The 13,813-nt window shown below is 38.9% G+C and carries 14 protein-coding genes and 1 riboswitch; of the genes, 10 read left to right on the forward strand and 4 right to left on the reverse strand.

What is annotated here, in order from left to right; all coding sequences use genetic code 11:
- Positions 1 to 5: 5 nt before the first annotated feature.
- The 4 genes from UFO1_RS05535 to UFO1_RS05550 form a co-directional block, all read right to left on the reverse strand.
- Positions 6 to 458: a DUF6385 domain-containing protein gene (locus tag UFO1_RS05535; protein ID WP_038668846.1), complete on the reverse strand. Its 453-nt coding sequence runs from the start codon at positions 456 to 458 to the stop codon at positions 6 to 8.
- Between the two features lie 677 nt (positions 459 to 1,135).
- A complete protein-coding gene (locus UFO1_RS05540; RefSeq protein WP_038668848.1) occupies positions 1,136 to 2,095 on the reverse strand; it encodes a magnesium transporter CorA family protein in 960 nt (319 codons plus the stop codon).
- 22 nt (positions 2,096 to 2,117) lie between these two features.
- A complete protein-coding gene (locus UFO1_RS05545; RefSeq protein ID WP_038668851.1) occupies positions 2,118 to 2,420 on the reverse strand; it encodes a EutN/CcmL family microcompartment protein in 303 nt (100 codons plus the stop codon).
- A gap of 194 nt (positions 2,421 to 2,614) precedes the next feature.
- Positions 2,615 to 3,775: an iron-containing alcohol dehydrogenase gene (locus UFO1_RS05550; RefSeq protein WP_038668854.1), complete on the reverse strand. Its 1,161-nt coding sequence runs from the start codon at positions 3,773 to 3,775 to the stop codon at positions 2,615 to 2,617.
- 222 nt (positions 3,776 to 3,997) lie between these two features.
- Between UFO1_RS05550 and cobS the strand changes: the two genes are divergently transcribed.
- The 10 genes from cobS (at position 3,998) to UFO1_RS05600 (ending at position 13,809) form a co-directional block, all read left to right on the forward strand.
- Positions 3,998 to 4,750, forward strand: a complete 753-nt coding sequence (gene cobS, locus UFO1_RS05555) for an adenosylcobinamide-GDP ribazoletransferase (protein ID WP_038668857.1) — start codon at positions 3,998 to 4,000, stop codon at positions 4,748 to 4,750.
- A gap of 131 nt (positions 4,751 to 4,881) precedes the next feature.
- A complete protein-coding gene (cobC, locus tag UFO1_RS05560) occupies positions 4,882 to 5,487 on the forward strand; it encodes an alpha-ribazole phosphatase (RefSeq protein WP_038668860.1) in 606 nt (201 codons plus the stop codon).
- A gap of 101 nt (positions 5,488 to 5,588) precedes the next feature.
- A riboswitch (cobalamin riboswitch) is annotated at positions 5,589 to 5,785 on the forward strand.
- Between the two features lie 112 nt (positions 5,786 to 5,897).
- Positions 5,898 to 6,935, forward strand: coding sequence for a nicotinate-nucleotide--dimethylbenzimidazole phosphoribosyltransferase (locus tag UFO1_RS05565; RefSeq protein ID WP_038668863.1), 1,038 nt, complete (start codon positions 5,898 to 5,900; stop codon positions 6,933 to 6,935).
- A 142-nt stretch (positions 6,936 to 7,077) separates the two neighbouring features.
- Complete coding sequence (locus UFO1_RS05570) at positions 7,078 to 8,280, forward strand: PocR ligand-binding domain-containing protein (RefSeq protein WP_236639404.1); 1,203 nt, start codon at positions 7,078 to 7,080, stop codon at positions 8,278 to 8,280.
- A 24-nt stretch (positions 8,281 to 8,304) separates the two neighbouring features.
- Complete coding sequence (locus UFO1_RS05575; RefSeq protein WP_038668867.1) at positions 8,305 to 9,927, forward strand: response regulator; 1,623 nt, start codon at positions 8,305 to 8,307, stop codon at positions 9,925 to 9,927.
- A 313-nt stretch (positions 9,928 to 10,240) separates the two neighbouring features.
- Positions 10,241 to 10,585, forward strand: a complete 345-nt coding sequence (eutS, locus tag UFO1_RS05580) for an ethanolamine utilization microcompartment protein EutS (RefSeq protein WP_038668870.1) — start codon at positions 10,241 to 10,243, stop codon at positions 10,583 to 10,585.
- Position 10,586: 1 nt separating this feature from the next.
- Positions 10,587 to 11,033 (forward strand): EutP/PduV family microcompartment system protein, encoded by a 447-nt coding sequence (locus UFO1_RS05585; RefSeq protein ID WP_038668873.1) that lies wholly within the window; start codon positions 10,587 to 10,589, stop codon positions 11,031 to 11,033.
- On the forward strand, positions 11,023 to 11,301 hold the full coding sequence (gene eutM, locus UFO1_RS05590) for an ethanolamine utilization microcompartment protein EutM (protein WP_305809537.1): 279 nt from the start codon (positions 11,023 to 11,025) through the stop codon (positions 11,299 to 11,301). Before UFO1_RS05585 ends, eutM begins: the two co-directional genes overlap by 11 nt.
- Before the next feature lie 26 nt (positions 11,302 to 11,327).
- Entirely contained in the window at positions 11,328 to 12,119 is a 792-nt protein-coding gene (gene pduB, locus UFO1_RS05595) for a propanediol utilization microcompartment protein PduB (protein WP_038668879.1), read from the forward strand.
- A 19-nt stretch (positions 12,120 to 12,138) separates the two neighbouring features.
- Entirely contained in the window at positions 12,139 to 13,809 is a 1,671-nt protein-coding gene (locus tag UFO1_RS05600; protein ID WP_038668881.1) for a propanediol/glycerol family dehydratase large subunit, read from the forward strand.
- Positions 13,810 to 13,813 lie beyond the last annotated feature (4 nt).

Raw genomic sequence — 13,813 nt, forward strand, 5'->3', positions numbered from 1 at the left:
CCACATTACGATCGTCCTTGTGTATAGATTGTTAGCGTCGTACTTTGCCCTGATAGCTGGGATTGGTAACATAAGCGGGAGTATTTAGCGATTACATCGGGAACAAAGCTGACGACTGTGCCTGGGCTAATCGATTTTGTTGCTGATTGGGTTTCCCAGGTTGCGCCATCTGGACTTGCTTGCAAGTAAGCCACCGCAGCATTTGCGCCACCAGTATTAACAACGAGATAAGTATAATCGTAAACCAAAATATTAAGAGCTGCGGTGCATTGTACACTATTTGCAGTTGCTGCCGTTACGGATTGGTCTAGTGTTGCACGTAGTAGTGACCTAAAATCTTCCGACGTAACTGGGTCTACTTGTATACTATCTGTTACTGATGGGGCCAGTAACGCTTGTAGTGTCCTAACGTCTTCCAGCGGAACCGAGTTTAAGAAGTTTATAATTTTTTCTATCATAGTTAAATACCTCCAATATAGATTATTCAATTGATGTTTGTTATGGAACATAGAAAAATACTTCACATTATCAATTCTGGCATTAAACCTATACAAGGTTTTTTGCGCATGTTTTTTCAAAGTAAATTGCTTACATTTGATATTTTTTACAAACTATCGTAAAATGCGGAGTTCGTTCAGTAGACATTACTTACTTCATAATACTATTACTGTAAAGAAAAAGTTCCTGCTAAACTATAAATAGTATAGTTTAACTTAGAGAGATAGTAATAATGGGAAGGACCATGGAATTATATTAACAAGTTACTACTACAATATAATTCGTACTATCAGGTTAGAGAAGAGAGAAAATTGGTTTTTGGGAATGACGTTATATATTGAATTATCATGTGCACATAAAGGAAGATGGAAAGAGTATTTGAAAATGTGTTTAATAATTCGTTTTACTATAATAATGGGCTATCTCGTTACGATTTCTTGAAAATCGTAACGAGATAGCCCATTGTTTCTATTATGTATGTCCTTGTACGTGAGCCAATGCTGGATTATGCCAGTGTTGGCAATCAGATAGGAGTAAAATATTAATGGATCGGGGGTATAGTTTGCATTCAAAAAAGTGGTCAAAATCCTTACAGAGAAGGGTTTTGACCACTTGATTTATTAAAAGTGAAGGTATATCAAAACATTCCTTTTTTTCGCAAAAGTAAACCAACTGCCCCGCTGGTAATAAGCGCTAACAATAAGACGATCCAAAAACCTGCTGCAGTACCTTGCCAGGGGACCACGAGGCTCATACTCCAAAAGCTGGAAAGCATAGTAGGAATGGCTAATAAAATCGTTACAGAAGCTAAAAATTTCATAATATGATTTAAATTGTTATTAATAACAGAAGAAAAAGCATCCATCATATTGCTTAATATTTCGCTATAGGTTTGAGCTAATTCTAACGCTCTTTTATTTTCAATAATTACACTTTCTAATACATCTTCATCTTCTTCATGCATCTGTAATAAATATCGCATTTGAGGGTCAGAACGCATACGAAGAATTGTTTCTGCTACAATCACATTACCACGTAAAGCAGCCGTAAAGTAGGTTAGGCCCTTTTCTAAATCAAGAAGTTGGAAGACTTCTTGATTGTTTGTTGATTTGCGTAAATGAAGCTCGATTTCATCGGTTCGCTTACGGATATGGCGAATGCTTTTTAAAAAGACGGTATCAGCATGGTATAAAATTTGAAAAAAGAATTGGGTTCTCTTTGCTGTATCGAAAGAAAATCTGTTACTGGCGTTGTTATCTGGGAGTATTTGTATTAAGTCATCACTGATGGTTACTGTTAGTTCTGGTGTTAGGATGATACTAAGCGGGCTAGTTTCATAGCGATCAGTTCCATAGAAAATAGGTACATGAATGATAGCAAGAATACAGTTTTTAGCTAATATAATTCTGGGGCAATCATCTTCGTCAATTGCAAAACGAAAAAAATAGTCTGGTATATTAGCGGAAGCTGACATTTGTTGAATTTCTTCAGTTGTTGGATTGGTTAACTTCACCCAAACCCCTTTTTCCAGGGAATCTAGGGTATCAAATGAAACTTCTTGTAGTTTTTCTTGTAGTGTTTTATATACTGTCAGCATGATTTCTCCTTATTTTCTCATCCTATCCCTTTTGCACCCAATATTGTGCTTTCGAAATGCCTTCTAAATCAATATTGTCTACAATTCCAACAATAGCTGCATCAACAGGGCTGTTATCGCTATTCATTACACGGCGTGCAGAGCTTCCCGTTGATACTAAGACGGTCTCGCCATTTCCTGCACCAACAGTATCGACTGCAACCTGCAAACTAATGGTGTTCATACCGTCTAAATTTAAAGGTTGGACCACCAAAAGTTTACTTCCAACTAAGTTTTCATTTTTAGTTGGTGCCACAACTGTTCCGACAACCTTACCAAGCCACATGAGAATTCCTCCTACATACGAATACTATGCAATCATTACTAGTTATTTGTTTCTGATGTAATTCTTTTGACAAAAGGAGATGGTTTCCTTTGTATTATATTGTGAGACCATAGAATATTCTTGTTTTCGTATAAAAAATGAGAAGGCCCTTATTGGTTAAGGGGACTTCTCATTTTTATAAAACCTAGGTGTATTTATATTGAAGCTTTAAAAATATCTTCTATTTCTTGTTGTGTGCCTTGACGTGGGTTCGTCAGACAACATACATCCATAAGAGCATTCGCTGCAAGGGTGGGAAGATCTTTTTCATTAAAGCCACGGACGTCAGAAAGATTTTTAGGGATGCCAAGGTCTTTAATAAGATCTTTAATAGCATCTACCGCTAGCAAAGCGGCAGATTCGTCGGATAAATCTCTAATGTCCTTGCCTAAAGCTTGGGCAATTTCTGCATATTTTTTAGGGACAGCATGAAGATTATAGTTGGCAACAGCAGGTAACATAATTGCATTTGCTAATCCATGGGGTAGATTATAAAAACCGCCTAACTGGTGAGCCAGGGCATGTACATACCCTAAGCTCGCATTATTAAAGGCAATACCTGCTAGATACTCTGCATAGACCATCATTTCTCTTGCTTTAAGGTCATTGCCGTTTTTGACGGCGGTTTTAAGATGGGCTGCAATGAGCTCAATTGCTTTTAATGCCTTGCAATCTGTAACGGGCGTTGCATTTGTCGATACATAGGCTTCGATAGCATGGGTTAAAGCATCGATGCCAGTGGCTGCAGTAAGGCTAGGTGGCATTGCTAGCATAAGTTCCGCATCGTTTACTGCAATGATAGGCGTAACATGCCAATCGGTAATGGTCATTTTTACATGATTTTCTTCATCCGTTATTACGCAAAAACGAGTTAGCTCACTTCCTGTACCAGCAGTAGTATTGACCGCAATCAGCGGTGCTGAAGGTTTTTTGGATTTATTCATACCAACATAGTTTTTAATTTCTCCACCATTTGTTGCTAATAAGGCAATGGCTTTAGCGCAGTCGTGCGGGGAACCTCCGCCAAAGGATATAAGAAAATCACAGCCGTTATCTTTAAATAACTTTAGTCCATAATCAACTTGAGGGATGGTTGGATTTGGTGAAACGTCATCGTAGATAATAAAGAATATGCCAGCATTTGTTAAGAGCTCTGTTAATTTATCAATTAATTTGATTTCAACTAATACTTTATCGCTGACAATCAGAGCTTTTCTAAATGCCATAGGTTTAATATAAGTTATAATTTGTTCCAAGCAGCCAACGCCTAAAATACTAATCGGTGTCATAAAGTATTCATAAATCTTTTTATTCATAAGGGTATATCCTCCTCATTCCTATTTTATTAAACCATAACACTGCTGTTTTAATTCAGCAAGGTTTGTCATGGAAGCTTTTCACATTTGAGCAATAAATCAATACAACATAACAAAGGAGACCCATAATAAGGTTGTATAATAGTATTATCACTTTGTTATGTAGTAAGGGGAGCGGAAATGCAGACTTTTGGCTAGTTTTTATTAAGGGGAGGTGGAGGATTGTTGGGGAATGTGATTGAGGACTTTCTCACTGGCTTACAGTTTTTAACGCGGATTTCTATTAAAACAAAAAAACAGTGGTCACCCGATAGCTTTAGCCGTAGTGTTAAATTCTTTCCCATTATAGGTGGTATCATAGGTTTATTATTAACGGGAATTGTTTATGGGGCACAAAATTTTTGGGGTGTAAAGTTACCGTTACACCTTATGGCCGTGAGTATAATTCTAATTGAAATTATCATTACTGGCGGATTGCACTGTGACGGATTAATGGATACAGTAGATGGTGTTTTTTCGGGGAAATCTAGGGAAAGAATGTTAGAAATTATGAAGGATAGCAGAGTTGGCGCTTTTGGTGCCATGTCCTTCTGTCTGTTGATTGTAATGAAATATTCATTAATTTTAGACATTGAACCGGTGCTGCTGCCGATAGCGATATTTGTAATGCCGATCATAGGTAGAACTGCTGTTGTCATGGCGATTACTCTATACCCTTATGCTAGGGCTGATGGACTAGGTAAAGGACTTAGTCAATGCGAACATAAAAATACTCTTTATATAGCAGGTCTAATAGCAATTTTATTATTAGTTCCTTTCGGTAAACTTGTTTTACTTAGTAGTGGGGTAGCAATTGCCTTTGCCATCCTTGTTGCTGAATATGTCAATAAACGTTTAGGCGGCTTAACAGGTGATGTATATGGGGCAGTTGTTGAACTGACAGAACTTGTAGCTCTAGTAGTATTTCTTTTTTAGTTTTCATATGTAGTAAAGCTAGTGTAATTTTTATAATAATTATATCTTTCGTTGTGTTAGTGAACAAATTAATACCTATAGAATATACCTTTGTAAGGTGAATAATTTTAAAGCAAGGAAGGGGTGAGGCGTTGACTAAAGTAATTTACGTTAGACATGGTCAAACTTCTTGGAATAAGGCAAAAAAGTACCAAGGGCATAGTGACATTCCCTTAAATGAAAAAGGATTAGAACAAGCCCAATTGGTAGGAAAGCGGCTTGCTAAGGAAAATATAAGTGCAGTTTATAGTAGTGATTTATCCCGTGCAGCTCAGACGGCAAATATCATCGCTCGGTATCATAATTTGCAAGGGATAAAGATAAAAGGATTTCGCGAAATAAACTTTGGCTTGTGGGAAGGGTGTACCTATGCCGAAATTATGGCGCTTTGGCCTGAGGCTTTAACAAGCATGTATTCTTCCCCAGGAGCAATTAAAGCGCCAGAAGGAGAAAGTTTTCTGGATCTTAAATGGAGGGCGAAGGGGGCCTTAAGCCAATGTATTAAGGCGCATGAAGAGGAAACGATTGTGATTGTATGTCATGGAGGCACAATGAGAGTACTGCTTTGTGATGCATTGCAGTTAAGTCTAGATAAGATGTGGTCTATCCGTCAAGATAGTACAGGAATTAATATCATTGAGTACTTTAGTAACCAGCCAATTCTTTCCTTGGTCAACGATACTTGCCATTTAAAATAAGGTTAGATGGGACATTTTTTACCATCTACCCTACTATCTTGCTAACATACTTGTTACACATAGGAGAACAGGTTTCATTGTAGAACTACTGTGACAACTGAATAATTTGCCACCAAACAGGTGCCTCTTACGTAAAGAGGAGAATAGGGAAGTTCGGAAGGATTGTAAAGATCCTTAAACGACGCGGTCGCGCCACTGTAATCGGGGAGATACTCTTACATTGCCACCAGGAAACTGGGAAGGCGTAAGGTTTTATGATCCGTAAGTCAGGAGACCTGCCTGTTATGGCTGTCATTTACCTCCGCGTAAGGGGTAATGCCAGAAGGATGGGATTTTTTATAAAATACCTAGCCTTTTGGGCTAGGTATTTTTATATTTAAAAATGATATGAAAATAAAGGAGGAGTAAAAATGGATTTGGAAAAAAAGGTTGATGAGTTGCTGAACGGAGCAGCAAAACCTCGAGAAAGTTTGGGCCTACTAGAAAAATATTTAAAAAAAATCATCTTGTCTTGGGGAAAGATCAATCCAGAAATGAAGCCTCATCATATAATTTTTGCAGCAGATAACGGTGTGGTAGAAGAGGGAACTGCCAATGACCCGATCGAGATTACTTATTTGCAAACGAAAAATATGGCAGCAGGTCATGCCACGATCAGTTGTTTTTGTCGGCACAATCAAATACCTTATAGCGTAGTTGACATTGGAATTAATAATAAATTAGAAGCTGGTATTAATCGTAAAGTTGCCTTAGGTACTAAAAACTTTATGAAAGAAGAAGCTATGAGTCAGGCTGAATTTGAACAAGCTTGGGATGTGGGCAAAGAAATGGTTCAGCATTTGGTTGAGGAAGGTTATAACCTAATTTCTTTTGGTGAAATGGGAATTGGCAATACCACAACCTCATCAGCAGTGCTTCATGCTTTAACGGGAATGTTACCCGAATTTGTGGTAGGTTATGGGGCTGCCTTAAATGATAATGAATTATTAAAAAGAAAACGGAATGTGGTTGCAAAAGGGGTAGAACGCCATAAAGCCCAAATGAATACTGTAAAAGATATTTTACGTTGTGTAGGGGGATTTGATATTGTTGCTATCTGTGCCGGCATGTTAGAGTGCGCAAGACTCAGGATACCCTTTGTAATAGATGGATTTATAACAGCAGTTGCCTATGCTTGTGCAGCGCGCATCGATGGTACTATTGAAAAACATGCGATTCCATCACATATGTCAAAGGAACCTGGGATGGCCTACTCACTGATGTTGGGAAATATTCTAGCAGAGGATGTATTAATCCGGGCAAATATGGCATTAGGGGAAGGAACAGGTGCTGTTCTTATGGTTTCTATGTTAAAGACAATGTCTTACACAATTCATAATATGGCAAGAATGTCTGATTTTGTGTTAAGTGAGCCTGTGCCTGCTCCCAACCAGGTTGTTGCCATGTAAAGATTGCCTTTACTTGCTAGAATATAGTAATTTATTGCTGTTAGCAGGAACTAGTTTGCTCTTTAGCTAATACTCCTCATATAAAATAGCAAAAAAGTGATATGATGCTGAAGTCTTATGAGGGGGTCTTCTAGTGCAAACAATGAATGGATTTACCTTAGGTGAAATTGTAAATACTCAGATTTTACAGGAAATTCAGGATAAATTCTCAGAAGCTACTGGGTTAGCGTCCGTAATTGTAGACCCTGAAGGAAATCCTATTACCAATCCTAGTAATTTTACGAAATTTTGCACTTATATCCGATCTTGTTCTGAAGGGTTTGCCCGTTGCACCCAATGTGATGATAGAGGAGGGCGGGGTAACCAAAAGCCCTCTGTCTATCGCTGTCATAATGGTTTAACCGATTTGGCGGCACCAATCATTGTAAACAATGAGTATATAGGGGCTTTTCTTGCAGGACAAGTTATTCTTGCACAAGCGGACTATGATACGAAAGCTGAAATGTTTGAGCGAACAGCTAACCTAGGATTGGATTCAGAATTATTGTCAGAGTTTTTTGATATTATAGAGGTTGTACCAGAAAAAAGAATTAAAGCAGCAGCAGACCTAATTTATATCATGTCAAATTATATTGTAGAAATTGGTGTAGCGAATATTGCGAGTAAGCAGCTAGTAAAAGAAGTAAAGGTGAAAGCGGAACTTGAGGCTATGCTGCGTGCTACGGAATTAAAGGCACTGCAATCTCAGGTTAATCCTCATTTTTTGTTTAATACATTAAATACAATTGCAAGATTGGCTATGCTAGAGGGAGCAAGTCAAACACAAGAAGTAGTTTATGCGTTATCAGATCTGCTTCGGAATAATTTAAGAGACATTGAAATTTTACGAAGCTTAGAACAAGAAGTAAAATCCATCAGAGATTATCTGTTGATACAGAAAGTACGTTTTGGAGAACGTATTGAGACTTATATTGAGGTAGATCCTTTGATAATGGAAACGAAGATTCCTCCTCTTACTCTTCAACCTTTAGTTGAAAATGCGATTATTCATGGTTTGGAAAACAAAGTAGAGGGCGGAGTCGTTCGTGTAAGTGGAAAAATTGAAGGAAATGACGTAGTTCTCCTTGTGAGTGATACTGGGGACGGTGTTTCAGCAGAGGATATTCGTACTATTTTCCATGCGGAAAAGCGCAAGCAAATTCATGGTCAAACGACGGGACTTGGAATCATTAATGTTCACAAGCGAATTCAGCATTATTTTGGTAACGAATATGGCCTTACCATGGAGAGTAAAGTAGGGGAAGGAACTAACATTTACATTCGAATTCCCTACTGTTCCTTATAAGAGAGTCTACCAGAGGAGAAAAGAATGTATACATTATTGATCGCAGATGATGAACAATTAGAGCGGCAAGCATTACGATTTATTGTGGAGCAAAAATGTCCGAACATTCGGATCATAGGCGAAACAGGAGACGGAAAGAGTGCTGTTCAGATTGCTGCAATAGAAAAACCAGATATTGTTTTAATGGATATCCGTATGCCTGAAATGAATGGGTTAGAAGCAGCTAAGCGTATTCGATCAGCTTTACCAAACACAATCATTATCATGCTTACCGCTTTTGATGAATTTAGCTATGCAAAACAGGCGTTAACAATTGGGGTTGTTGAGTATTTACTAAAACCTGTTCGTCCAGACGATATAACCCGAACATTGTATCTTACCATAAATAAAGTAAATGAAATCAAAAGAAGACAACAGGAAGAAATTAATCTGCGAAAAAGCGTAGAAGAAGCTATGCCTTTTATCCAAATGTCATTTGTACACGATTTGGTTTCTGGTAATATTAAAGACGTTGAACATTTCCAGGAACGATCTCGGTTTTTAGGCATGAAGGTAGATCCTGGTGTTGTATTGGCTGTTGATGTTGATAATTTTAAGCAGCTGACCTCTAGTGATAGCGAGCTAGAAAAACAAATGATAAAGCAGCGAATTTACAAACTTATTTGCAGCGTTGCAGGTGACGATGCTTTAGTCACCCCTTTTGGCAGTGATAATCTGATCATTTTATTAGGATTTCTTCAGATAGACGATATTGAATCCATCCAGGAAAATACTAAGAAAACTGCAAGTGAGATACAAGAGTGTATTGCTCGGGAGATGAATATCAGTATTACCATTGGAATTGGTCGCTACTACTCTGACCCGAGGGATATCCACAAATCGTATCTTGAGGCATTACATGCCCAGCGGCAACGATTTTATTTAGGTGATAGCCAGATTATCCATGTTGATGATGTACCTTATTTACCAACAGGACCCTTTAATTATCCCTTTCATAATGAGAGAGCTGTGCTGGATAAGGTTCGCTGTGGTGATCGAAAACAGGCCAAAGAAGCTTTGCATGAATTACTAAACGGAATATTTACCAGCAAAGTTACGATTGATACAGTAAAAGCATGCGTACTTGAATTATTAATTGTTTTATCACGCTCAGCAGTAGAAGGCGGTGCCAATTTGGAGCAGCTTACCTTACTGAATTTTAATTGTATTAATCGATTAAATGAATGTACTAATAAAACACAAGTAGAGGCATGGATGTTTGATTCCTTGGATCGTTTTATGGATAATATGCTAGAAAATAGAAGCAGTATGAACCTTAGAGTTATTAATAAAGCCTGCGATTATATAGTAAAGAATTATCATAGAAACATATCCTTGGAAGAGGTTGCGCAAACAGTGCATTTAAGCCCTTTCTATTTTAGTAGGCTCTTCAAGCAGGAAAAAGGTTATAACTTTGTAGATTTTTTAACAAAAATTAGAATTGAAAAAGCGAAAAAGCTATTGCAAAATCCAGATTTTACTGCAGTGCGTATCGCGGCAGAGGTAGGGTACCAAGATGCAAGTTATTTTAGTCGGGTATTTCGCCAGGCAATGGGTATGACACCAAACCAATATCGTAATGAAATACGAAATGGTAAATCGGAATGAGTTTTGAGTTCAATGCAAGAATGTGATGGAGAAAAGCAGAATAGTACAAAGGATATATAAATAGGGATAAAACATAAAGTGGAATGAGAAAGGACTGTTTAAAAGCAGTCCTTTTTTGCTTTTGTGGTAAAAAGATGTAGAGTGAGAAACAAAAAAGTCCTATAACAATAACAACGAGAATAACAACCGATTTTTCACAATATACAGACAGCAATTATGTCCATTGGATAGGCAATATATATGCAAGGTAAAAAAGAAAAAAAGACAAATAGTTATAATTGTCAAACGAATGTGAAGATTGTGAGGGAATTGTATGGCGGTAGAAAAGCCGAGAATGGTCCAAGAATATGTACCAGGTAAGCAGGTAACTTTAGCACACCTCATAGCAAATCCTAAAAAAGAGCTGTGTGAAAAGCTAGGATTGATGTCTAGCAGTTCAGCAATTGGTATCTTAACGATTACCCCTTGTGAAGCAGCGATTATTGCAGCAGATGTAGCTACAAAAGCAGCAGCAGTACAGATTGGTTTTATGGATCGTTTTACGGGTTCCTTAGTACTAGTCGGCACAGTATCTAATGTAGAATCGGCTTTGAAACAGGTAGTTAATGTCCTGGTGGAAGGCTTGGGATTTTCTGGTCCTAAGCTAACAAAGTCTTAATATGCAAAAGGTAATGCTAGTTGGTCCTGTGGGAGCAGGAAAGACATCTTTAATTCATATGCTGCAAAAGGATTCTCAAAAGGCTGAAAAAACACAAAGTATTATATTTACAGATGGAGCTATTGATACACCGGGCGAATATGCACAAATCCCACGTTTTTATTCAGCTTTAATGGTAACAGCGATGCAAGCATCAGCAGTAGCCGTTGTCCAGGATGCGACAGATTTTAAAATAGCTCTTCCGCCTGGGTTTGCTAGTATGTTTTCCCGTCCCGTCGTCGGGGTTGTTACTAAAATTGATGTTCCCGGAATTGATAGAGAAAAGGCTAGGGAGCGTTTACTACAAGTTGGGGTTAAAGAACCGATATTCTTTGTCTCTTCTCATACCGGAGAAGGGCTGGATGAATTAATTGAGTATTTTGGGAAGGGAGGTGTACATAATGAGTGAAGCGTTAGGTATGATTGAAACTAAAGGATTAGTAGGAGCTATTGAAGCTGCTGATGCTATGGTAAAGGCAGCTAATGTTCAATTAGTAGGCTATGAAAAAATTGGCTCTGGTTTAGTAACAGTAATGGTACGTGGCGATGTTGGCGCGATAAAAGCGGCAACAGATGCTGGTGCTGCAGCTGCGCAAAAAGTTGGCGAAGTTGTATCCATTCACGTTATTCCTCGTCCTCATACAGACGTGGAAAAAATTCTTCCCAAAATAAAATAGGTTAATAATTTGGAGGTGGAATCATTATGCAAGAGCAGTTAATCGATAAGGTTATGGATGAAATAAAAAAACGGATGGAAAGTCAAGCTCCTACCGCAGCCGCTAAAGAAGAATGCAAGGGCCCAGTGAATCCTGGAATTACTGAATTTGTTGGTACCGCAATCGGTGATACCATTGGTCTAGTTATCGCCAATGTTGATCCTATGCTGCACGAAAAGATGAAAATTGATCCTAAATATCGTTCAATTGGTATCTTAGGTGCTCGTACAGGGGCTGGCCCACACATCATGGCAGCTGATGAAGCTGTAAAAGCGACAAATACAGAGATCATATCCATTGAATTACCTCGTGATACCAAAGGTGGAGCAGGACATGGTTCTTTGATTCTCTTTGGTGCAGAAGAAGTGTCTGATGCTCGCCGTGCAATTGAAGTAGCGTTAAAAGAATTGAATCGCACTTTTGGCGATGTGTATGGAAACGATGCTGGGCATATTGAATTACAATATACTGCTCGGGCGAGTTATGCGATCAATAAAGCCTTTGGTGCACCTGTAGGTAAAGCTTTTGGACTGATTGTTGGTGCTCCTGCTGCAATTGGCGTGCTCATGTCAGATGTTGCAGTGAAAACGGCTAATGTTGAAGTGGTTGGTTATGGCAGTCCAGCTGGTGGGACTAGTTATTCTAATGAAGTTATTCTAATGGTTACTGGTGATTCCGGTGCAGTACGTCAAGCCGTACTTGCCGCTAAAGACGTAGGCAAAAAATTGTTGGAAGCTATGGCTGGTCCAGCTCCATCGTCAACTACGCCATATATCTAATACAGGGAGGGGAAAAACAATGAAGAGATCAAAGCGTTTTGAAGTCTTAGCTGCCCGCCCTGTAAATCAGGACGGTTTCGTAGAAGAATGGCCAGAAGTTGGTCTGATGGCTATGGGTAGCCCTAATGATCCAATTCCTAGTATTAAAATCGAAAACGGCAAAATCGTTGAAATGGACGGTGTTGCTCGTAGTAATTTCGATTTTATTGAACAGTTTATTGCTGATTATGCCATTGATGTCAAGGTAGCCGAGAAAGCAATGGCTATGGATGCCACTGAAATTGCCAAAATGCTTGTTGACGTCAATGTATCAAGAAAAGAAGTGGTAGATCTTGTTCGTGGTTTAACTGCTGCGAAATTAGTAGCCGTTTTCAATACTATGAATGTCGTAGAAATGATGATGGCAATGCAAAAAATGCGGGCACGGAAAATTCCTTCGAATCAATGCCATATTACAAACGTAAATGACAATCCAGTGTTGATCGCGGCAGATGGCGCAGAAGCTGCATTGCGTGGTTTTGATGAAATGGAAACAACGGTTGCCGTTGTTCGTTACGCTCCATTTAATGCCTTGGCCCTCTTAATTGGTGGTCAAACCGGCAGAGGCGGCACATTGATCCAATGTGCACTCGAAGAAGCAACTGAGTTAGAACTTGGTATGCGTGGTATCACTGCCTATGCAGAAACTATTTCTGTATATGGTACCGAAAACGTGTTTGTTGATGGCGATGATACACCTTGGTCAAAAGCATTTCTTGCTTCAGCCTATGCTTCACGAGGCTTGAAAATGAGATTTACCTCAGGTACTGGTTCTGAGGTTCAGATGGGATATGCAGAAGGCAAGTCTATGTTATATCTAGAAATTCGTTGCATTATGGTTACTAGAGGAGCGGGCGTACAAGGACTACAAAATGGTTCCGTAAGTTGCATTGGCGTTCCAGCAGCTGTTCCATCCGGTATTCGTGCTGTTTTGGCAGAAAACCTTTGCACGACTATGCTAGATATGGAAGTAGCATCTAGTAATGACCAAACCTTTACTCATTCTGATATTCGCCGTACAGCTCGTACATTAATGCAGATGCTTCCTGGCACTGACTTTATTTGTTCTGGTTATGGTGGAGTACCAAACTATGATAATATGTTTGCTGGTTCTAACTGGGATGTTGACGATTACGATGATTGGAATATCATCCAGCGTGATTTGAAAGTTGACGGTGGTTTGCGCCCAGCTTCTGAAGAAGAGGTAATTGCTGTTCGTAATAAAGCTGCTCGGGCTTTACAAGCAGTATTTAAGGAATTAGGCTTCCCTGCAATTACGGATGAAGAAGTAGAAGCTGCAACCTATGCTCATGGCAGCAAGGATGTTCCAGCACGTAATGTGGTTGAAGATTTAAAAGGCGCACAAGAATTGATGAGCCGTGGCATTACGGGCATTGATGTTGTTAAAGCCTTATCGAAGAGCGGTTTTACTGATTTAGCTGAAAATGTTCTAAATCTTTTGAAACAACGTATCTCCGGTGATTATCTCCATACATCAGCTATTCTTGATACCAAGTTTAATGTTATCAGCGCCGTGAATAGCCGTAATGATTATGCCGGCCCAGGAACTGGTTATCGTATGAGCGATGAACGTTGGGAAGAAATTAAAAACATTCGTCAAGCAATTAAACCATCTGACTTTGACGTTTGATTTC

The organism is Pelosinus sp. UFO1 (genome assembly GCF_000725345.1).
Lineage (GTDB): Bacteria > Bacillota > Negativicutes > DSM-13327 > DSM-13327 > Pelosinus.

Excerpts from the sequence above, each read along its gene's own strand:
- UFO1_RS05535 (WP_038668846.1), bottom strand. The coding sequence starts at position 458 with ATGATAGAAAAAATTATAAACTTCTTAAACTCGGTTCCGCTGGAAGAC.
- UFO1_RS05540 (WP_038668848.1), bottom strand. The coding sequence starts at position 2,095 with ATGCTGACAGTATATAAAACACTACAAGAAAAACTACAAGAAGTTTCA.
- UFO1_RS05545 (WP_038668851.1), bottom strand. The coding sequence starts at position 2,420 with ATGTGGCTTGGTAAGGTTGTCGGAACAGTTGTGGCACCAACTAAAAAT.
- UFO1_RS05550 (WP_038668854.1), bottom strand. The coding sequence starts at position 3,775 with ATGAATAAAAAGATTTATGAATACTTTATGACACCGATTAGTATTTTA.
- UFO1_RS05565 (WP_038668863.1), top strand. The coding sequence starts at position 5,898 with ATGGATTTGGAAAAAAAGGTTGATGAGTTGCTGAACGGAGCAGCAAAA.
- UFO1_RS05570 (WP_236639404.1), top strand. The coding sequence starts at position 7,078 with ATGAATGGATTTACCTTAGGTGAAATTGTAAATACTCAGATTTTACAG.
- UFO1_RS05575 (WP_038668867.1), top strand. The coding sequence starts at position 8,305 with ATGTATACATTATTGATCGCAGATGATGAACAATTAGAGCGGCAAGCA.
- eutS (WP_038668870.1), top strand. The coding sequence starts at position 10,241 with ATGGCGGTAGAAAAGCCGAGAATGGTCCAAGAATATGTACCAGGTAAG.
- UFO1_RS05585 (WP_038668873.1), top strand. The coding sequence starts at position 10,587 with ATGCAAAAGGTAATGCTAGTTGGTCCTGTGGGAGCAGGAAAGACATCT.
- pduB (WP_038668879.1), top strand. The coding sequence starts at position 11,328 with ATGCAAGAGCAGTTAATCGATAAGGTTATGGATGAAATAAAAAAACGG.
- UFO1_RS05600 (WP_038668881.1), top strand. The coding sequence starts at position 12,139 with ATGAAGAGATCAAAGCGTTTTGAAGTCTTAGCTGCCCGCCCTGTAAAT.